We start from the raw sequence: 20,581 nt of genomic DNA, 5'->3' as shown, positions 1-20,581 counted from the left end.
AATAATAAAATCTAAGCCATGTATCGCAACTGTAATAGCTTCTAAACAAAAGAACAGTTATCCCTGATCATTCTAGCTATAAATAAACTGCCCAGATGCAAGCATACGATGTATGAAGAGGAAGAAAGGTTTTTCAATGAAAACCTAAGCTTTTCAACCTTTGCTCTTCGTACGAGGCAAGCCTCGGGGAATTGAACCCTAAGAGATTAAAAAGCATACCCCCCTAGATGTTAACCATTCATTTTTAACAGTTCCTCTATATAATCCCTTTTATTGGAGAGTCGTGGTATTTTATGTTGCCCACCCAACTTATCCTTTACTTTTAACCAATCATAAAAAAGATTTTCTCGGGCCAGATGTACCGTTGGCATGTTTAATGTAGTGTTGTTATATCTCTTGGCCTCGTAATCAGAATTTAGGGATTTTAAGGCGTTATCCAGGAACTCGGTAAAATAATCCAGGTCTTTAGGAGGCTTTCTGAACTCTATCACCCATTCGTGCGCTCCTTTTTCTTTTCCGGCCATAAAAATAGGACCAGCGGTATAATCCTTAATTTCGGCCTCGGCCTTTATACAGACCGTTTTTAGGGCTTCCTCCGCATTTTCGATAATCAGTTCCTCCCCAAAAACATTAATATGGTGCTTGGTACGCCCTGTTACACGTATGCGATATGGGCTTTTAGAAGTGAAGCGCACCGTATCGCCAATTTTATAGCGCCATAGTCCTGCATTGGTCGTTATAATGATGGCATAGTTCTTCCCAATCTCCACCTCCCATAGGGGAATAGCTTTTGGGTCTAGCTCATCATAGGCATCCATGGGGATAAATTCATAGAAAATACCATAATCCAACATTAACAACAGGTCATCTGCATTGTTACGGTCCTGAATGGCAAAAAATCCTTCGGAGGCATTATAAATTTCGTAATACCTAAAACTTTTTCTTGGAAACAGGGCCTTGTATTGTTCCTTATAAGGACTAAAGCTTACCCCGCCATGAAAGTAGACCTCCAAATTTTCCCAAACTTGAAACAAATGCTCCTTGCCCGTTTCTTCCAACATGTTGTTCAACAGCACCAACATCCAAGAAGGCACGCCTGCTAAACTCGTAACGTTCTCCTGCACGCTTTCCTTAATAATGGCGTTTAGCTTGGTTTCCCATTCACTCATCAACGACACTTTATTACTGGGCGTGCTGCTATACTCTGCCCAAAGGGGCATATTGTCTATAAGAATTGCCGAAAGGTCTCCAAAAAAAGAACCATTGTCCTCGTAGAGTTCCTTACTACCACCTAGACGTAAACTTTTTCCCGTAAACAACTGCGAGTTCTCATTGTTATTCAAATAAAGACATAGCAAGTCCTTACCCGATTTAAAATGACAATCCTCCAAGGCTTCGGTACTTACGGGGATAAACTTACTTTTAGCATTTGTTGTTCCGCTGCTTTTGGCAAAAAGCTTTATCGTAGTGGGCCAAAAAAGATTCTGCTCACCTTTTCTGGTCCTTTCTATAATGGGTTCCATTTCCTCATAAGAAAGAATAGGCACACGCTCCCTAAATATCTCGTAGTTATGGATACTCTCAAAATCATAGGTACGGCCAATTTCGGTATCATCGGCTAATTCCAAAAGTTGCAATAGCACTTCTTCTTGCACCTCTTCGGGATATTTAAGAAACAGCTCTATTTGATGATAGCGTTTTTTTAGCAACCAAGATGCTATGGAATTGAACAGCGGAATGGGCATTTTTAGGTATCTTTATACGCCTAAAATAGGGTATATCCCTATCATTTTCAAATAGAAATAGCAATAAGATTTTAGATATGCAGTACGAAGGTGTTTTAAAAAAAATGCAGACCGAATTAGGAAGCCCAATACAATACTATCTTGTTTTTGAATCCGATTTCCTGAACATCAACCAGGTATTGGATAAGGAACTTTCAATTGACTTTCTAAAACACCAATGCCTAAATTGTGGCAACGATAGGCCCATATTTAGACAAGGCTTCTGTAAATCCTGTTTTTTTGAAATTCCGTCTGCAGGTGATTGGATCATGCGACCGGAACTAAGCACGGCGCATTTGGACCAAGAGGATCGCGACTTAGCTTATGAAAAGCGCGTGCAACTACAACCTCATATCGTATACTTAGCAAACTCCAGCAATGTAAAAGTTGGCGTTACCAGAAAGACCCAAGTGCCCACAAGATGGATAGACCAAGGTGCCCACGAAGCTATTGAAATCGTAGAAGTTCCCAACAGGTATCTCGCAGGAATAACAGAGGTTGCGCTAAAAGATCATGTGGGAGATAAAACCAATTGGCGTAAAATGCTCACAAACAACGTAGACGATGAAAACCTGGTAGCCTGGCGCAATAAACTAAAACAATATATCCCGGAGGAAGCCAGCCAATATTTTATAGAAAATAATGACGAAACACATTTACAGTTTCCGGTATTGCAGTATCCCGAAAAAGTAAAAAGCCTTAATTTGGACAAGACACCCAATTATAAAGGGATTCTAAAAGGGATAAAGGGGCAGTACCTCATCTTTGAGGACAATACCGTTTTTAATGTACGTAGTAATGAGGGGTATTATGTGGGGCTTACCGTTACTGGGTAAAAAGTTTAAAGTTCAAGGTTGAAAAAATATTACACCAACCTTATAAACCTTTAAACTTCCTTACTTTTTTTTGCGAATTGCAGGGCTGGTACTAGTAAATTATCCTAAATTGAGAATACCGATGGATACTTATATACTGGGCAAAAAGCTCAAAACCTTAATTAACAGAATCCTTTTTAGCTTCCGCCTTTTTCTTTTTTCCAAATAACCCACCTAGAATATCCTTTGCGGCATCCTTTACGGCATCGTCTTTTTTTGGAGGCATGCTGTCTGCAGCTGCTTTTGTGCTATCCGCTTTTTTAGTACCACCCAACAGGCCGCCCAATACTTCTTTTGCTCCCTTTTTAAGCGGGTCTTTGGTTTTTGTTGAATCTTCGGAACCATCCTGATTTCCGGATAGAATCCCACCAATTAGATCCTTGGCCTTGTCCTTGCCTTTCGCTAAAAGTTTTTGTTTCTCGATTTCAATCAACTGATTAGTTAGGTTTTTAACTCCGGAAGTTAAGTCGGTACTTACCTGCGGGCTGTTATACATTCCCGTAATATTGGCCGTAACCGGTATGGTAAGATTTTCCAAAGAAGCGTCATCTATTTTAGCGATCAAGGCATTGATTTCCTTTCCTAAGTATTTTGAAGGCACATCAATAGATGCCTTATAGTTCATTTTTTGGTCAAAGGTGTGATTACCATCCACATTAATGGCCATGTCCTTATACTTGATTGCAAACGGCTTTACCGTAACCAAACCATCTTTGAAGGACAGGTTGGTTTTCAGTTCCTTCAAGTCTAGATCCTTTAAATCAATAAAATTTAACTTGCTGTCCAAAGCGGAAAGTACGGGAGCATTTTCCGCACTGATTTCCTTAGCCATTAAATTGGCCAAAATATCCCCGCTAAGGGATAATAGATCTGGGGTAAAATCATCCGTTAAATTACCGGACAGTTGAATGTCCGAGCTAAACTTCCCCTGCAATACTTTGGCAACGGGCGCCAAGACCTTAAAAAGTTCCAAAGACTGAAAGGTTTCCGAAATCTGTAGTTGATCCATGTTCAATTCCATGGCAAACGTAGGTATCTCCTTTTTAGTGGAAACCTCCCCGTTGAAAGCTACTTTTCCGTCAAATAAGGAAGAAGTCATGTTGCTCAACACTGCCGTTTCGTCCTTGATCTTTAGATTTCCCTTTACGTCCTTTAATGTAATATTATCATAGATCACGGTATTTGCGGCGGCCGTAAAAGTGGCATCCAAAAACGATGGGATTTTAATTTTTTCGGTGGCCACCGTAGGAGCATCCTCCGTTTTAGTGTTAGGTACAGAGGCTCCTTCTGTTTCTGCCACCATAAAGTCGCCCAAATCAAAAGTGTTGGATTTTAGGTCAAAGTTTCCTTCTACTTTTTCATCGTTGAACAGATAGCCCAAAAAGTTGTTAATTGTACCGGCAACCCTAAAATCGGTCTTTCCTGTAGACCCGTTCAATTCATTTAAACCAACTGTCTTAGGATTAAAGGTCACCGCAGTAGATTTCAGCAGTACCGGGTTAGGGATTTCGTCCGATTTGTATTCAAAATCCGTCACTATCATTTTGCCTTCCGTGCGTGTTTTTTCATATTCCTTACGCTCTAGGGTTGCCATATCAAAAGCCGTAGAAATATCCACATCCATCATCCCTTTTAAACTAAGTCCGGCAGGAACGGGATAGGCTTTTTCCAAATTGGCCAAGTTCATCTTCCCTTGCATCTGGGCACTTACCTTGGTGTTACCCATCAATTCAGAAATTTTGGAGCTTAGGTTAAACCGATCTTGATCGATCATAAAGGAAGCCTTTTTTATATCTACAGAGGTATCTTCGGTGATTCCTGTTGTATTTGTTATGGCCATATCCAAATTGATGTTGGTAACCGATTTTGGCAGGTCCGGATATTTAAAGGAAGCGTTTTCAGAGTTGATATCAATATTGAATTTGGGAATATGCATATCATCTACAACACCCGTAAAATTTCCGGTCAACATAAAATTTCCGGTAGTCGTTACGCCTTCAATATTTTTAGAGTACTCTGCTGGCACAAGACCTAAAAAATTCTTAAAATCCGAGGAAGGTGTCTTAAAATTGATATCAACGTCTATATCATCCGCATTCAACTTTACAAATCCGTCAAAAACAAGCGGTAACTGATTTATCAGCGCCTCGTTCTGTAAAAAAGAGTACTTGTTTTCCTTAAGATCTATACCGATCAGGGCATCGAGTTTTACTTGGTTCTTATTCAGATAATTCGTGCTATCCATCTCAAAAGAGACCAAGGCACTTGTCTGCGTATCCAATTCGGATGTTGCCAAGGAGAGGTCACCGGAACCCTTATGGTTAAACTCCTTTAGGGCCAAGCGCATCCCCATTGCCATATCCGTATAAAAAATACGTGAATTGCTTATTTCGTAGGATTCCATGTTCAGTTTAAATCCGTTCGAATCCGTATTCGAGGAAGCAGTTTCTTCAGCACCGGTTTCCATAGCAATGTCATAATTGGCATTTTCAGCGGCATCGACCTTAACATTTACCAAGGCATTTTCCAAATTAAGGCTGGTTATTGCAATAGGTTCCTCCGGGCCATTGAACAACTGCATAATCCCCATGGTCAGGGAAACATTTTTGGCTGCAAATAAGGTATCGCCCTCAAAAGGTGCCTTGTTCAGCAAGTTTACATTCTCCAATTGTACTGCAGCATTGGGAAAACTACTGAACAGGCTTAAATCTGCCTTTGAAAAATCCAGAGTAGCATTTACGTTCTTATTTACGTTGTTCTTTATTATCTCTCCTATTTTGGCTTCTAGGAAGAAAGGTGCTGCCACCAGCACTCCTAAAATCAACAAAAACAAGATTGCGACTATTCGAATAATTTTCTTTTTCATCAGTACTTTTTTATCAAACTTGTTTGCTGGTCAGGGTCTGGGCATCCAAGTCTATTTCCTCACCTAGCACCAAATTAAATCGCTTGCGCATCGTATATACGGCCAGATACAGTAAAGGGGTGTCCAGAAATGCTATAATTATCTTAAAAATGAAGCCACTAATCACCAAACCCGTAAACTTGTCCCAAGGAATTTCCCCAAACGAACATAATAATGCCACAACGGTAAACGTGTCTATTAATTGTGATGAAAAGGTTGAAAAATTGTTCCGTAGCCATAAATATTTACCCTTGGTCAACCGTTTCCAAAAATGATAGATCTGTATATCTACGAATTGTGCCAATAGATAGGCCATCATTGAGGCAAAGACTGCAACTATGGTGTTGCCGAATACCGATGAAAACAAGTTGTCCTGCACCGGCGACCAAGCCGTTGCCGGCACTGCATTGGCGGTGTAAACGATCGCCAAGGAGAAAAACGATGCAAAGATACCCGCAACCACGATTTGGTTGGCTTTTTTTCTTCCAAAGATTTCGGAGATCAAATCCGTAATCAAAAACGTTACGGGGTAAGGCAGTATACCTGCGGATATCTCAAAAAGAGGTGCTCCGAAAACAGTCACCTTCCCAAACGGATTCCAATAAAAAAACTTTTGAAAAATAAGGTTGGAAACAACCAGGGAGGTAATGAACAGTGCACCAAGATATAGATAAATCCTGCGCGCCACCAAAGTATCCTTTTGCGTCATTCCCTATTTTATGTTCAGAATAAAAGGCATTCTGGCTTGCACTCCTTTTTGCTCCATACCCGATTTCATATCCTTTAAAATCCTATAGTTTTCCTCGCCTATTTCTTCGCTGATCCATTTCTGTTTCAGTTGTAGACCTGCACCGGCAAAGTCTTCCATAAAACGTTCAATACCCGATTTATACTTTGGATATTTTCGAATACGATAAGTGTCAATTTCAGCGAGTTCTGCCGCAGCGGCAATGGCATCGTCCAAGCTACCCAATTCATCTACCAGACCAATTCGTTTAGCATCTACACCGCTCCAAACCCTGCCCTGTGCCAAACTATCGGCTTGGGCCATAGAAATACCACGCCCTTGGGAAACCCTATCCAAAAATGTAGTGTATGTTTCTTCTATACTTTCCTGAACCTGATTCCGAAATGTGGCACTCATAGGCTCAAACAAGGAATAGTCTACGGAATTTGCGTTCGTGCCCACCTGATCCGCATTTATTCCTATATCCTTGGCCAGTTCACTTATGTTGGGAACTGTTCCAAACACGCCGATAGACCCTGTAATCGTAGTAGGTTCCGCAAAAATTTTGTTTGCACCGGCAGCAATATAATAGCCTCCGGAAGCCGCAACATTGCCCATGGACACAACCACAGGCTTTACCTTTTTGGCCAATACTACCTCCCGCCAAATAATATCTGATGTAAGGGCGCTGCCTCCCGGGGAGTTTACGCGCAGCACTATGGCCTTTACGCTCTTATCTTCCCTTGCCTTTATGAGCGCCTTGTTGATAATTCCCTGACCGATTATATCAGGACCACCTTCACCGTACAAAATTTCGCCCTGCGCAAAGATTACGGCAATTTTATCCGTTCCCGAGGTGTTAACTTTCTTATTGGAATAGGTGGCATAATCTTCCAAATCGATGTAATTGATGTCCTCACCTTCAGACAGCGATAGTGCGTTTGATAATTTCTTCTCGTACTGGTCATAAAAAATAACATCGTCCAACAATCCTGATTTCTTGGCATAGCCAGAAGATCTGCCGCCCAAGGTGTCCGCAATGCTATTTAAATCTTTTTCCGAAATACCTCTGCCCACGGCGATATCCGTTACCATAGCGTTCCACAAAGACTGGATCAGCTCTTTGATCTGAGTTCTGTTGGCAGCACTCATTTCGTTCTCCAAATAAGGTTCAACCGCACTTTTGTATTTTCCGTGACGGATAACCTCCATCTTTACACCCGTTTTTTCCTGCAAGTCCTTATAAAATAGAACTTCAGAGGACAAACCCTTAAAATCCAAAACCCCAACCGGATTCATAAAGATAGAGTCCGCAACAGAGGCTAGGTAATAATCCTTTTGGGTGTAGAAATCACCATAGGTATATATAAACTTTCCGGCAGACTTGAATTCTTCCAAGGTCTTTCTTATGGCTTGTGTCTGTGCGAGGCCTGCCATCAAAAAATTATTGTTTAGACTGATGCCCTTTATACGCTCATCATCTTTGGCGACCAAAATAGCTTGTATTATTTCGTCCAGACCTTGGGGACTCTCAAAAATTCCTGCAAACGGATTAAGTTCATCACTCCCTGTATAGTCCGCTATTGGGCGTTGTAACTGTAGTTCCAATACCGAATTTCCTTTGACCGTTACCGTATCCTCATCGCTACCCAACAAACTTACCAAAACAACGAACATGATAAAGACGACCCCAAAAGCGACCAAGCAGCCAATAATGGCCGCAAGAAGATTTCTTAGAAAATTCATGAAACAGCAATTTTTATTCGTGGGCAAAGATAACCAAAGTGAATTTGTTTTGTTTATTTTGCCATCACATTATGACTACAAAAGAATCAGTATACATCTCCATTGGCAGTAATTTGGGAAACCGAAATAACAACTTGCAACAGGCCGTTTTTTTAATGAACGAACAGCTTGGTCCCGTAACCGCTCTTTCATCTATTTACAACACACCCTCGTGGGGTTTTGACGGGGAGGATTTTCTAAACGCCTGTATTAGATTGGAAACATCATTAGCGGCGGAAGCCTGTTTGGCAATACTTTTACGGATAGAAAAAGAAATGGGCAGGGAACGGTCAAAAACATCCGGGTATGTGAGTAGGAGCATCGATTTGGATATCATTTATTACGGAAGCCAGGTTATACACCATGAAACACTGACCGTTCCACATCCGAGAATGGAAGACCGCAAATTTGTACTTAAACCCTTGGCGGATATTGCCCCTCAATTTTACCATCCTATCTTTAACAAGGACAGTAGAAACTTAGTACAACAATGCAAGGACAAAAGCAGACCAGAAAGAATAAAGGCTAAACTATACGCCAACAGAACGGCACTGTTCACGAGTCTACAGTTTATAACGATAGAAGGAAATATTGGTGCGGGAAAAACCAGCTTGGCCACTAAAATATCCGAGGATTTTAATGCCAAATTGATTTTGGAACGTTTTGCGGAAAATCCGTTTTTACCAAGTTTCTACGAAGACCAAGCGCGGTATGCCTTTCCATTGGAAATGTCATTTCTAGCGGATCGCTATCAACAATTTATGGACGACACCAACCAGTTTGACCTTTTCACAAACTTCATGATCAGTGATTATGATATTTTTAAATCGCTCATTTTCGCTAAAGTCACCTTGCAGAAACAAGAGTATGAACTGTATCGGAAGATCTTTAATTTTATGTACAAAGAGGTAAGGAAACCAAAAATATACGTTTACCTGTACCAGACCACGGAACGCTTATTGGAACAAATCAAAAAAAGAGGCCGGGAGTACGAGCAGGAAATCGAAACCGAATATCTAGAAAATATCAACAAGGGCTATATGGACTTCCTAAAGACCTATCCCAAAGAAAACCAGCTGATTATTGATGTATCACAATTGGATTTTGTAAGCAACAAGAACGACTATGAGTACATTTTAAAAACCATTGAAAACTTTGCTATATCACAACCGGATTAACAAAATTTTATGGAAATTCTTGCACAATAAAAATGTTATCACGTTATTGTACCCTCCTTAAAAGGAAAATTAACTAACTCAAACTATACGAAAAGCCCAACCTCGGTTGGGCTTTTTTATGCATTTAACTTGGCCCAAAAGTCCCAAACCACTACCCCAACGCTAACAGCTATGTTCAGCGAGTGCTTGGTTCCAAATTGTGGAATTTCCAATACCGTATCAGATGCAGCCACTACCTTTTCATCTACGCCTTTTACTTCGTTACCAAAAACCAGCACATACGAGTCTTTTGTTGTAGGCCCGAAATCCTGTAATTGTATAGACCCCTCCGCTTGCTCCACCGCAATAATAATAGCCCCTTGCTTTTTTAACTCATCCACCAAGGTCAACGTATCGGACGCATAGTTCCATTCCACACTTTCCGTAGCACCCAAAGCAGTTTTATGAATATCCTTGTGAGGCGGCTTGGCCGTAATGCCGCAGAGGTAAATCTTTTCAATAAGAAAGGCATCGGCGGTTCTAAATACCGACCCTATGTTATTAAGGCTTCTTATATTATCCAAAACAATACTTACTTTGGTTTTACTTGCCTTTTTGAACTGGGAAACATCCAATCTGTCCAATTCCTCGTTTTTTAGCTTTCTCATTGCAATACTTTTCAACTATACACCTTAAATATCAACAAAAATTAGAATCCCATGAAGAATGCTATATATTCGTTGGCAGGTAGCAAAAATAGGTAGAACTTAAGGAAGTGGCAGGAAAAGACAAGATAAAAAAGGTAACTCCTTTGATGAAGCAATACAATACCATCAAGACCAAATATCCTGATGCCATGTTGTTGTTTCGCGTTGGGGATTTCTATGAAACTTTCGGTGCAGATGCCGTAAAGGCCTCAAAAATATTAGGGATTATCCTTACCAATAGAAACAACGGTAGTGAACGGACCGAACTTGCAGGATTCCCCCACCATTCCTTGAACACTTACTTACCAAAACTTGTGAAAGCCGGGCAACGTGTTGCCATTTGCGATCAGTTAGAAGACCCAAAACTAACCAAATCTATCGTAAAAAGAGGTGTTACCGAATTGGTGACCCCGGGCGTTGCCATGAACGATGATATCCTTAACGCAAAGAGCAACAACTTTCTATGTGCGGTACATTTTGGTCGCAAGAAATTAGGAGTTTCCTTTGTTGATATCTCTACGGGCGAATTCCTAACCGCCGAAGGCAACGAAGAACAGATAGATAAACTCTTGCAGAATTTTGCCCCTAACGAGGTTCTTATATCAAAGGCGCATAAAAAAGAATTCAATGAAGTTTTTGGAGCACAGTTCCATACCTTCTTTCTAGAAGATTGGGTTTTTCAAGAAGATTATGCGCTAGAAAACCTAACCGGTCATTTTAAAACCAAAACCCTAAAAGGTTTTGGTGTTGACCATTTGTCCTACGGTATTGTAGCCGCCGGAGTAGTATTGCACTATTTGTCGGAAACACAGCACAGACAATTACAGCATATTAACACACTGCAACGTATTACCGAGGACGAATATATCTGGATGGACCGTTTCACCATAAGAAATCTAGAGCTGTACCATTCTACCAATGTTAACGCGGTAACACTTATCGATGTAATAGACAAGACAATTTCACCCATGGGCGGAAGAATGATCAAACGATGGTTGGCACTTCCGTTAAAGAACGTTCAGAAAATAAAGAGTAGGCACCAGGTGGTGAGCCATTTGATGGACAATGAGAACTTGCTGGAAAAATTTCAATCCAATATTTCCAAAATGGGCGATCTGGAACGGCTCATTTCCAAAATATCCACTGGAAAAGTGAACCCGAAAGAGGTCGTTCAGCTTAAAAACTCCATGGAAGCCATTGTGCCGGTAAAGCAGTTGGCCACAACCTCGGACAATGATGCTCTGGCTCTTATAGGAGACCAACTACAATCCTGCGATTTGCTGAGAGGAAAAATAAAAGAGATGCTTAACGAGGAGGCTCCTGTAAATATCCTAAAAGGAAATGCCATTGCAGCTGGCTATTCCGAGGAGCTGGACGAGCTAAGAGGTCTCGCATCTACCGGTAAGGGATACTTGGAGAATATGCTGCAAAGAGAGACGGAGGCCACAGGAATCACCTCCCTTAAAATAGCATCCAACAACGTTTTTGGCTACTATATAGAAGTGAGAAACACCCACAGGGACAAGGTGCCCGAGGACTGGATACGCAAACAAACCTTGGTAAACGCAGAGCGTTATATTACCGAGGAACTTAAAGAATATGAAGCCAAAATACTAGGAGCGGAAGAACGGATCATAAGTCTGGAGCAGCAATTATTTTCCCAACTCATACTTTGGATGCAAGAATACATTGCACCGGTGCAGAACAATGCACAACTCATTGCCCAACTGGACTGCCTTTGCGGTTTTGCCCAATTGGCAAAAGAAAACAAGTACGTAGTTCCGGAACTCAATGATTCTACCGACATAAATATTGTCAACGGAAGACATCCGGTCATAGAAAAACAACTGCCCCTGGGCGAGGTCTATATTGCGAACGATGTAGTTTTAAATAGGGACAACCAACAGATCATAATGATTACCGGACCCAATATGAGCGGTAAATCGGCCATACTAAGACAAACCGCTCTTATTGTCCTATTGGCACAGATGGGCAGTTTTGTTCCTGCCGAAGCGGCAACCATAGGGTATGTAGATAAAATTTTCACCCGTGTTGGCGCTAGCGATAATATCTCTATGGGAGAATCTACGTTTATGGTTGAAATGAACGAAACCGCTTCTATTTTGAACAACCTATCCGAAAGGAGCTTGGTACTGCTAGACGAAATAGGAAGAGGCACCAGCACCTACGATGGCATTTCCATTGCTTGGTCCATTTCCGAGTTTTTACATGAACATCCCGCAAGGGCCAAAACCCTTTTCGCCACCCATTACCACGAGCTCAATGAAATGTGTACCACCTTTGACCGTATTAAGAATTTCAACGTTTCCGTAAAGGAACTAAAGGACAATGTACTGTTCTTAAGAAAACTAACACCAGGAGGCAGTGAGCATAGTTTCGGTATCCATGTAGCCAAAATGGCCGGAATGCCGCAGCAAGTAATACAGAAGGCGAATAAAATCCTAAAGAAATTAGAAAGATCCCATTCTAATGAAGAACTCACCGAAAAACGTCATTCGGCCCAGAGTGCCCGCCTAACGGACGGGCAGGAAATGCAATTGAGCTTTTTTAATCTTGACGATCCACTTTTAGAAGAAATAAAAGAAGAAATTCTCCATTTGGACATCGATACGCTTACACCTGTTGAAGCGCTTATGAAATTGAACGAGATAAAACGGTTGCTCACAAAGAACAAGAAGGCAACGAGTTAGGTTTTATTTTTGATATCTTCTTTTATAAAACAAGATTTAGCATCAATTTTTAGAAGAAAATACTTTGGAATTTATAGAAATGTATTAAATTTGCTCCCGCATTCATAACGAATGATGTTCATTTAAATAGCTTACATACGCGAAAGTAGCTCAGGGGTAGAGCATCACCTTGCCAAGGTGGAGGTCGAGGGTTCGAATCCCTTTTTTCGCTCTAAAAACGCTGCTTGTCAGCGTTTTTTTTGTCCTTACCTTTTTTACAAGGTAATAGAAGACTCACCGATAGGTAGTCAGGCTCGAGTGGTGGAATTGGTAGACACGTTGGACTTAAAATCCAATGGACATTAGTCCGTATGGGTTCAAGTCCCATCTCGAGTACAAAGACCCTTGTTAATCGTTTGATTTTCAAGGGTTTTTACTTCTAACCAAAAGATTTTTATGACATAGTCTCCAAAATACTTCATCGATTATCTCTTTCTTTACCAGATGTATTGCATTAAATCGAGTCAAAATATCTAATCTTGGCTAATCACGAATTCCTATTCTAAATGGCAGAATATGCAGCCATAGTTCATTTATAAATCCATAAGTTTTAGGCCTTTCCGTAAGTTAAGCGTTATACTAGCATAGGCTTATTGTAACACATAGCGAATCGGAGAAACGTTTGAAGTAAACTGACTCAACCACAACTTTTTCAACTATTCTTAATTATTCGTATTTTTAATAGTTAAAGGCTGAAATTGCTATGCTTAAAACCACGTCTATTTTTCTCTTTATCTTTTTAGTATTTGCCCTTACCAATTGTGCTGAAAAACCAAAAGAAGAAAAAAAAGCTGCCGTAAAAACAAGTATTACAAAAAAAATAGCCGCACTCCCTAAAACTGTAAAAGCACCCCTGGACAATCCTGCTTCCAAGGCAAAAGAGACTTTAGGCAAACTACTTTTTTTTGACCCCGTTCTGTCGGGAAATAAAGATGTGGCCTGCGCTACCTGCCATCACCCACAAAATGGCTATACCGAATTTTTAGACCTTAGCATAGGCCCAAATGCCAGAGGCTTGGGCAGTAAACGTAAATTCAATGTTCCCAACGACATCCCTTTTGTAAAGCGAAATGCCCAAACCATAATCAACACTGCTTTTAACGGGATAGATGAGAACAACCGATACGAACCGGAAACAGCGACCATGTTTTGGGACGATAGAGCAAAAAGTTTAGAAGAGCAGGCCTTGGAACCCATTAAAGCATTTGAGGAAATGCGCGGGCATGGGATACCAGAAATTGAAATACTACAGAGCGTAATTGACCGATTGAACGCTATACCGGAATACCAACAACTCTTTGAGCAGGCCTTTGGTGGAAATGACGCGATAACGGTAGGGAATTTAGCAAAAGCTATCGCCGCGTTCGAACGTACTATCATTAGTAATAATTCGCGTTTTGACCAATACATGAGAGGGCAACGGAATGCCATTACCGCTTCCGAAAAGGAAGGAATGGAACTATTTAAAACAGTAGGCTGCATCAATTGCCATAGCGGTCCCATGTTCTCCGATTATAAATTACATGTGCTGGGAACGCCGGAAAACAGCAAGCTGCCCATTCCCGATGCCGGTGTAGTGGACACCTTCGCCTTCCGCACCCCAACCTTGCGTAACCTCAGGTTTACGGCGCCTTATATGCATAACGGCAGTTTACAAACGTTACGGCGTGTATTGGAGTTTTATGAGGACATCTCCAATGCAAAGGTTAGAAACAAAAACGTAGCACCGGAGCGATACGATCCGTTTGTTCGTGAGCTTGAACTTAGTGTAAAGGAAATGTCGCTCATCATTTCTTTTTTAAATACCTTAAACGATGACAGTTTCGACAAAGAAATTCCCGAAGCCGTTCCTAGCGGACTTCCCGTTGGCGGGAATATAGAATAGAAATTTCTATATAGCACATGCCTTATATAAAATTTTAGGATTAAAACGATAAATTTTCTTTTTGAAGTGGTTTAAACTTTTCGCGTTCAAACGAAAATTAGAAATTTTATGACCATTTGAAGGCTTTTTTGAGTTGCATAGCATAGCTATGGAAAGAAAAAAAGACAGGGCCGAAACAAAAGCCAACAATTTGGCTTTTGAATGAGGAGCCAGCTGCAGCCCGCGGCGAAAAAGAGCAATTTTTTAGCTAACGGAAAAAGTTTAAATGACTTCTTTAAGAACAACTCAAATAAAGGCAAGCATTTCACCTTTGTAGGCTAAAATACCCTCATGGTCTACCTGCAACCACTTACTTAGAATAGTAGCGTAAACAGAACGAAAGTCAACAGTGTATTTTAAATCCTTATTGGTATCCAAATTTGTTAGGTTTGGTGGCTCATTATAAAACCCAGGCGTTTTAAGATTTTTTCCGACAACGAAAACATTGTTTGCCGCGCCGTGATCGGTTCCGTTGGCGGCATTCTGTTCTACCCGCCTGCCAAATTCGGAAAAAGTCAATATTAAGGTATCCTCTAGTGTTCCTTGATCATCTAGATCGTTTACAAAGACCTCCATCGCCTTGGCGTAAACATCTAACAATCTTGCTTGGGCGTTATTCTGGTTGGCATGAGTATCAAACCCGCCCATAGCAACATAATAGACCTTGGTTTCCAAACCGGAATTAATAAACGATGCCGTTGTTTTCAACTGTTTACCAAATGGGTTTTGAGGATACTCTTTTTTGGTAGTAGCAGTTTTTGAAGTTTCGTAAATATATTTTGCTGATGATTTTGTTTCGATCATCGTTTTGTACAAATAACCAAGATTGTGTTCGCTTAAATGGGTATCCGTTTGTTGTTTTAAAAGGTTATTAAAGTAAGGCGTATTCATGTTGTTATGCAGCAGCTTTGGGTTTCTGGTCGCTATGCCGTTCATCTCTTTTCCCTTGAGCATAAGCGATAAACTATCGTCTATTTCAATGGCGGAAAAGGGTTTTTTAGCGTTCTGCTCTATAAACCGGCCCACCCATCCAGATGTTAAGTAATCATCACTGTCACTAGCGGTATGCCATATATCGGTTGATCTAAAATGAGAGCGGCTCGGATTTGGATAGCCCACATTATTGATAATGGAGAGATAACCTTTGTCATACAATCGTTGCATGGGCAATAGACCGGGATGAAATCCCAAGGTATCGTTTACCCGTAAAACATCGGCCGGACTAATGGCAATTTTAGACCTCTTGTTGTAATACACATCGTTCGTATAGGGCACTATGGTATTAAGCCCGTCATTACCCCCGGAAAGTTGTACGATCACCAACTTCCTAAAGCCGGTTTTTCCAAGAACCTTGCCCTCAAAAGCTTTGATAAAGTTAGGCACCATAAATAACCCACTGGCCAAACTACCCCGCTGAATAAAATCCCTTCTTTTCATAATGTTGGTTTTAACACAATTGATATTCCGGTAACGACATCAACTGCACCAGGTATTCTTTCTTATTTACTTTGGATAGGGTATTCATGAACCTTTTCGTGTCCTTATCCATCGCACTAACAATTAAAAACTCTCTTAACTGGGTGTCCGTAAGTCCTGCAAATTCCCTATCGAAAACACTCCAGTCCCTGCTTACTTTAATACGCCGGTTCGCTTTTTTTGTTTTCGCATAATACGCCTCGAACGAATCTTCAAACGCGCCCTTCTGGTCTATATTGATGACGGCATCGTTCAACAAAACCGACGGAAGTTTCATTCGAAACAAAAGCGTATTGCTATCTATCCAACTCTTATCCTGCAGCCAACCCGCCACATTGGGAGGGTTCAATAAAATTTGACCCATTACCTTTTGAAGGTAAAGCACCTGCTTTTTTTTCTCAAAATTCAAAGGTACGATGTGTAGCATACCTACTAAAAGCTCTATGGGAGATTTTATCTTGGCCCCAACATTTGATTCATCATAAAACCAATCGGAAAGGAATATATGACGCATAAGAGCGGTAATATCATAGTCTTTATAAAAGATATCGGCCAGTTCGGTAAGTCGGTTTTCATTTACCGTCGGATGCACAAAATAGGTGTATATTTTTGTACAGATGAAACGAGCACATTGCTTTTGCTCCAAAATAATATCGATAATATCATCGCCTCCAAAGTTTCCCGTTTTACCCAAAAAGGTTTTAAGACCGTAGTCATGTTTTTTCTTGCGCAAATAAAAATCCCCATTAGGTTTAAAAGACCATCCGGTAAAAGCACGGGCGGCCTCTTTGATATCTTTCTCGGTATAATTACCCACTCCCAAAGTAAAAAGCTCCAGTAATTCCCGGGCAAAGTTCTCGTTGGGCTTTTCTTTTACGTTTTGACGGTTATTAAGGTACTTACTCATGGCCGCCTCCTTGGCAATTGCTTTGACAAAATCCCTGAAGTTTCCCAAAGCATGATTTCTAAGGGTATTATTAAAGCGTTGAACGTGAAAAATATGGGTATCCCTACAAACAAATACATTGGCCCAAAAAAGGGTCATTTTTTCCCGTAGTACCTGGTTCGATGTTGCGAGCCTGTCTATCCATAAATAATTATAATCTTCCACCTTTTTACGACTGACTTTCTGTAGCTCCATCCGCATTTTCTTGTCCATGGATCGCATATTCTTATCGGCAATTATGAGTTCCAAATCGGACAGATCCATTTCTAGGGGCATCACTTCTTTGGATTGTTTAAATACGTCCGCTACCACCCTTTTCTTTTCAACATGTGAAAGCGAAGCAAGAACGCTGGGCAACATACCAAAACCTACTCTGCTGTATAAATGCTGTAGCTGTCTTGTTTTCATAACGGTTTGAAAATGAAGTAATAACTATAGGACAAGATAAGGGATAAATGGTTTAATCCAGAACCGGCATAAAATATTTGTTGAAATATCTTATAAGACATCAACAGTACAGTACAGGATGCTCTTCCTTAAAAACCCTGCTATACTTGTTACCTACGTTAGTGTTTTAAATGGATTATCTAGGATTTGATAGCATCAGGGTTTTACTGAAGAATTCAAAAGACAATAATCCATGAAAAACGCAATATCTAATTCACTCATATCCATGAAAAATAATAGCTTCACAATCCTGTCAGCGATAGCCTTACTTCTCATAGGTTCCTGCAAAGAGACACCTCCAGAACAAGCAAAAACACAAGAAACGATAAAACCGCCGAACATTGTCTTCATCTTATCGGATGATCAAGCGTGGACGGATTATGGTTTTATGGGACATGAACACATAGAGACCCCTAATCTAGACAAGCTGGCCAACGAAAGTTTGACATTTACCAGAGGATACGTTCCTACTTCGTTATGCGCTCCTTCCCTGGCCTCTATCATTACAGGGGTATATCCTAGAACTCACGGTGTACTGGCCAATGATAGGGTTTTACCCGGTGATGTAAAGGATAAGGGCGGAAAAAACCACTGGCGAACTTCTTGGAGACCCAAAAACTATGCTACTGTCATCGACAATTTCAACAAGCTGAAAACGACACTTCCCAAGCTATTAAAGGAAAAAGGATATCTCTCGTTCCAGACGGGCAAATGGTGGCTAGGAAACCACACCAATGGAGGTTTTGACGATGGTATGACCCATGGCGACCCGGAACGCGGCGGCAGGCATGGTGATTACGGTCTGGAAATCGGTAGGGAAGGTATGGACACCTTGTATCGTTACATAGACGTGGCCATGGAAAAAGAAAAACCCTTTTTTATGTGGTACGCTCCATTTTTACCTCATTCACCCCATAATCCCCCAGACAGCCTTTTACAAAAATACCTACCTAAGGCACCTACCGAGTATGTTGCAAAATATTGGGCCATGTGCGAATGGTTCGATATCACTTGTGGCCAGTTAATGGATTATATAGAGGACAAAGGCGAAACGGAAAATACCTTGTTCGTTTATGTCTGTGATAACGGCTGGGTACAAAACGAAACAAATTCCGCCTACAATGAAATATCCAAGCGATCTCCTTATGATTATGGTCTTAGAACACCTATTATGTATAAATGGAAAGGAAAAATTACCCCGTATCTGGACACCCTTTCCCTTACAAGTAGCCTGGACATGGTGCCAACTGTGTTAAGTTTATTGAACATGGAGTTACCCCAGGAATTAGACGGCATTAATATTCTAAATAAAAATGCATTAATGGAAAGAGATGCCCTTTTTGGAGAAATATATGCCCATGACTTTAATACCATAGAGGGCAGCCTGTATTACAGAATGGCAATGACCCATCCGTACAAACTGATCCTGCCGAATGAAACCAACAAACCTAATGAAAAAGTGCAACTGTTCAACATCTATGAAGATCCCTACGAACAAAAGGATATTTCTTTGGAACACCCCGAAATAGTGGAAAATTTGAAACAAAAAATAGAAAGTTCCTGGGTCGAAAGACCTCAAGACAATTGACAAAAATGAAATTTAGAATCCACTTCTACCTTATAATTTATGTACTGTTGGTTGTTGGCTGTAAGGATGAACATTCCAAAAAGGAACTAAGTAAACAACAGGCTCCCAATGTCCTTTTCATTGCCGTTGACGACCTCAATACCATGTTGGGCAATTTGGATGGCCCGGCAAAAACACCGAACATAGATAAATTGGCCGCCATGGGGGTTTCCTTTACGGATGCACATTGCCAAGCTCCATTATGCGGACCATCAAGAGCTTCTTTGATGACCGGATTACGACCATCCACAACGGGCATGTACGGCATGGTGCCAGATGACAAAATACGTTCCGAAAATACGGAGACCAAGGACATCATTATGCTCCCAGAGTACTTCAAACAACATGGATACCACACCATGGGTATCGGTAAATTATTCCACATCCATTCCCCGGAAGGGATGTTCGATGAATCGGGTGGACGCGTTAAAGGATTTGGCCCACTACCAGAGAAACGTTTCGTTTGGGACGGGTATGGCACATCCGACAGAAAAAAATACGGCAGAACCAGTACCGACTGGGGTGCTTTCCCGGAGGCAGATTCGCTAATGCCAGACCACCAATCCGTTAATTGGGCCATAGAACGGTTAAACCGAAAACAGGAAAAACCCTTTTTTATGGGCGTTGGTTTTCTAAGGGTTCATGTACCGCTATATGTACCTCAAAAATGGTTTGACCTCTACCCCTTGGACAGTATCAAAACCATGCCTTACCGACCTGACGATTTAGATGATGTTCCTCCAGTAGCCAAAATGATCAATGACCTGCCCATGATGCCCTCAACGGATTGGGCCATTGAAAGTGGGGAATGGCCAAAAATTATCCAGGCCTATTTGGCCTGTATTAGCTATGTGGATTATGAAATTGGCCGTCTTTTGGATGCTCTGGAAGAAAGTGCGCATGCAGATAATACCGTAATAGTCCTGTGGTCCGACCATGGTTACAGGTTGGGAGAAAAAAGCACCTTTGCCAAACATGCCCTTTGGAACGTAGCAACGAAGGTTCCGCTCATATTCGCCGCACCGCAACTACCTCAAGGAAAAGTCATAGACCAGCCGGCCGAGCTACTCTCCATTTACCCTACACTCTTAGAATTATCCGGTCTACCAGCTTATGAACGTAACGAGGGAATAAGTTTAGTCCCTACCATGATGGGAGGTGAAAACAAACCGTCAGTAGCGATAACCACTTTTGGAATGAACAATCACGCCATAAAGTCCGATCGTTACAGATACATAAGATACGAAGACGGTAAAGAGGAACTGTACGACCATAATCAAGACCCGCATGAGTTTAACAACATTGCAGCTAACAAAGAATACCTTCGTGTAATTGATCTATTAAAAACACATCTTCCACAAAAAAACGCTACTTGGGACAAACATTCCAAATATACATTTCAGCCTTACTTTGTAGAGCAGAAAGAACGGATGGCCAACCAAAAGACGCCGTAGAGGTAATCAAAGCGAAC

General features: G+C 41.1%; 13 protein-coding genes and 2 tRNA genes. 8 read left to right on the top strand and 7 right to left on the bottom strand.

Annotated elements, in window-relative coordinates; all coding sequences use genetic code 11:
- Positions 1–230: 230 nt before the first annotated feature.
- The gene (locus ACFQZJ_RS03960) at positions 231–1,745 is read right to left on the bottom strand and encodes a GH3 auxin-responsive promoter family protein (RefSeq protein ID WP_379932480.1); all 1,515 of its coding nucleotides are present in this window, start codon (positions 1,743–1,745) and stop codon (positions 231–233) included.
- Positions 1,746–1,822: 77 nt separating this feature from the next.
- Between ACFQZJ_RS03960 and ACFQZJ_RS03955 the strand changes: the two genes are divergently transcribed.
- Positions 1,823–2,620 carry a DUF2797 domain-containing protein gene (locus ACFQZJ_RS03955; RefSeq protein ID WP_379932478.1) on the top strand — a complete coding sequence of 266 codons (798 nt, stop codon included), beginning with the start codon at positions 1,823–1,825 and terminating at the stop codon, positions 2,618–2,620.
- 157 nt (positions 2,621–2,777) lie between these two features.
- Here ACFQZJ_RS03955 and ACFQZJ_RS03950 read toward each other — a convergent pair whose 3' ends face one another.
- From ACFQZJ_RS03950 to sppA, 3 genes are read right to left on the bottom strand one after another with little or no spacing between them, the layout of a single operon-like run.
- Positions 2,778–5,525 carry an AsmA-like C-terminal region-containing protein gene (locus ACFQZJ_RS03950; protein ID WP_379932476.1) on the bottom strand — a complete coding sequence of 916 codons (2,748 nt, stop codon included), beginning with the start codon at positions 5,523–5,525 and terminating at the stop codon, positions 2,778–2,780.
- Positions 5,526–5,538: 13 nt separating this feature from the next.
- On the bottom strand, positions 5,539–6,273 hold the full coding sequence (locus ACFQZJ_RS03945) for a queuosine precursor transporter (protein ID WP_379932474.1): 735 nt from the start codon (positions 6,271–6,273) through the stop codon (positions 5,539–5,541).
- A gap of 3 nt (positions 6,274–6,276) precedes the next feature.
- A complete protein-coding gene (gene sppA, locus ACFQZJ_RS03940; RefSeq protein ID WP_379932472.1) occupies positions 6,277–8,037 on the bottom strand; it encodes a signal peptide peptidase SppA in 1,761 nt (586 codons plus the stop codon).
- A 71-nt stretch (positions 8,038–8,108) separates the two neighbouring features.
- Here sppA and folK point away from each other — a divergent pair, with 71 nt between their 5' ends.
- Positions 8,109–9,254: a 2-amino-4-hydroxy-6-hydroxymethyldihydropteridine diphosphokinase gene (gene folK / locus ACFQZJ_RS03935; RefSeq protein ID WP_379932470.1), complete on the top strand. Its 1,146-nt coding sequence runs from the start codon at positions 8,109–8,111 to the stop codon at positions 9,252–9,254.
- 116 nt (positions 9,255–9,370) lie between these two features.
- On the opposite strand, the gene ACFQZJ_RS03930 is transcribed toward folK, so the two are convergent.
- The gene (locus tag ACFQZJ_RS03930; RefSeq protein ID WP_379932468.1) at positions 9,371–9,901 is read right to left on the bottom strand and encodes an RNA methyltransferase; all 531 of its coding nucleotides are present in this window, start codon (positions 9,899–9,901) and stop codon (positions 9,371–9,373) included.
- Positions 9,902–10,047: 146 nt separating this feature from the next.
- On the opposite strand from ACFQZJ_RS03930, the gene mutS reads away from it, so the two are divergent.
- The 4 genes from mutS (at position 10,048) to ACFQZJ_RS03910 (ending at position 14,575) form a co-directional block, all read left to right on the top strand.
- Positions 10,048–12,651 (top strand): DNA mismatch repair protein MutS, encoded by a 2,604-nt coding sequence (mutS, locus tag ACFQZJ_RS03925; protein ID WP_379932466.1) that lies wholly within the window; start codon positions 10,048–10,050, stop codon positions 12,649–12,651.
- A 139-nt stretch (positions 12,652–12,790) separates the two neighbouring features.
- Positions 12,791–12,862 (top strand) — tRNA-Gly (locus ACFQZJ_RS03920).
- 80 nt (positions 12,863–12,942) lie between these two features.
- A tRNA-Leu gene (locus ACFQZJ_RS03915) sits at positions 12,943–13,026 on the top strand.
- A 367-nt stretch (positions 13,027–13,393) separates the two neighbouring features.
- Positions 13,394–14,575, top strand: a complete 1,182-nt coding sequence (locus ACFQZJ_RS03910; protein ID WP_379932464.1) for a cytochrome c peroxidase — start codon at positions 13,394–13,396, stop codon at positions 14,573–14,575.
- 285 nt (positions 14,576–14,860) lie between these two features.
- Here ACFQZJ_RS03910 and ACFQZJ_RS03905 read toward each other — a convergent pair whose 3' ends face one another.
- Together ACFQZJ_RS03905 and ACFQZJ_RS03900 are read right to left on the bottom strand one after the other, a co-directional pair.
- Positions 14,861–16,051 (bottom strand): DUF1501 domain-containing protein, encoded by a 1,191-nt coding sequence (locus tag ACFQZJ_RS03905; RefSeq protein WP_379932462.1) that lies wholly within the window; start codon positions 16,049–16,051, stop codon positions 14,861–14,863.
- 10 nt (positions 16,052–16,061) lie between these two features.
- On the bottom strand, positions 16,062–17,444 hold the full coding sequence (locus ACFQZJ_RS03900; protein ID WP_379932460.1) for a DUF1800 domain-containing protein: 1,383 nt from the start codon (positions 17,442–17,444) through the stop codon (positions 16,062–16,064).
- Positions 17,445–17,676: 232 nt separating this feature from the next.
- Between ACFQZJ_RS03900 and ACFQZJ_RS03895 the strand changes: the two genes are divergently transcribed.
- Both ACFQZJ_RS03895 and ACFQZJ_RS03890 read left to right on the top strand, forming a co-directional pair.
- On the top strand, positions 17,677–19,071 hold the full coding sequence (locus ACFQZJ_RS03895; protein WP_379932458.1) for a sulfatase-like hydrolase/transferase: 1,395 nt from the start codon (positions 17,677–17,679) through the stop codon (positions 19,069–19,071).
- Between the two features lie 5 nt (positions 19,072–19,076).
- Positions 19,077–20,564 carry a sulfatase gene (locus ACFQZJ_RS03890; RefSeq protein ID WP_379932456.1) on the top strand — a complete coding sequence of 496 codons (1,488 nt, stop codon included), beginning with the start codon at positions 19,077–19,079 and terminating at the stop codon, positions 20,562–20,564.
- Positions 20,565–20,581 lie beyond the last annotated feature (17 nt).

The organism is Maribacter chungangensis, from assembly GCF_042676845.1.
Classification (GTDB): Bacteria; Bacteroidota; Bacteroidia; order Flavobacteriales; family Flavobacteriaceae; genus Maribacter; species Maribacter chungangensis.
The sequence above is the reverse complement of the archived record's forward strand: the minus strand, read 5'-3'. Positions and strand labels throughout refer to the sequence as shown.

Excerpts from the sequence above, each read along its gene's own strand:
- ACFQZJ_RS03960 (WP_379932480.1), bottom strand. The coding sequence starts at position 1,745 with ATGCCCATTCCGCTGTTCAATTCCATAGCATCTTGGTTGCTAAAAAAA.
- ACFQZJ_RS03955 (WP_379932478.1), top strand. The coding sequence starts at position 1,823 with ATGCAGTACGAAGGTGTTTTAAAAAAAATGCAGACCGAATTAGGAAGC.
- ACFQZJ_RS03950 (WP_379932476.1), bottom strand. The coding sequence starts at position 5,525 with ATGAAAAAGAAAATTATTCGAATAGTCGCAATCTTGTTTTTGTTGATT.
- ACFQZJ_RS03945 (WP_379932474.1), bottom strand. The coding sequence starts at position 6,273 with ATGACGCAAAAGGATACTTTGGTGGCGCGCAGGATTTATCTATATCTT.
- sppA (WP_379932472.1), bottom strand. The coding sequence starts at position 8,037 with ATGAATTTTCTAAGAAATCTTCTTGCGGCCATTATTGGCTGCTTGGTC.
- folK (WP_379932470.1), top strand. The coding sequence starts at position 8,109 with ATGACTACAAAAGAATCAGTATACATCTCCATTGGCAGTAATTTGGGA.
- ACFQZJ_RS03930 (WP_379932468.1), bottom strand. The coding sequence starts at position 9,901 with ATGAGAAAGCTAAAAAACGAGGAATTGGACAGATTGGATGTTTCCCAG.
- mutS (WP_379932466.1), top strand. The coding sequence starts at position 10,048 with ATGAAGCAATACAATACCATCAAGACCAAATATCCTGATGCCATGTTG.
- ACFQZJ_RS03910 (WP_379932464.1), top strand. The coding sequence starts at position 13,394 with ATGCTTAAAACCACGTCTATTTTTCTCTTTATCTTTTTAGTATTTGCC.
- ACFQZJ_RS03905 (WP_379932462.1), bottom strand. The coding sequence starts at position 16,051 with ATGAAAAGAAGGGATTTTATTCAGCGGGGTAGTTTGGCCAGTGGGTTA.
- ACFQZJ_RS03900 (WP_379932460.1), bottom strand. The coding sequence starts at position 17,444 with ATGAAAACAAGACAGCTACAGCATTTATACAGCAGAGTAGGTTTTGGT.
- ACFQZJ_RS03895 (WP_379932458.1), top strand. The coding sequence starts at position 17,677 with ATGAAAAACGCAATATCTAATTCACTCATATCCATGAAAAATAATAGC.
- ACFQZJ_RS03890 (WP_379932456.1), top strand. The coding sequence starts at position 19,077 with ATGAAATTTAGAATCCACTTCTACCTTATAATTTATGTACTGTTGGTT.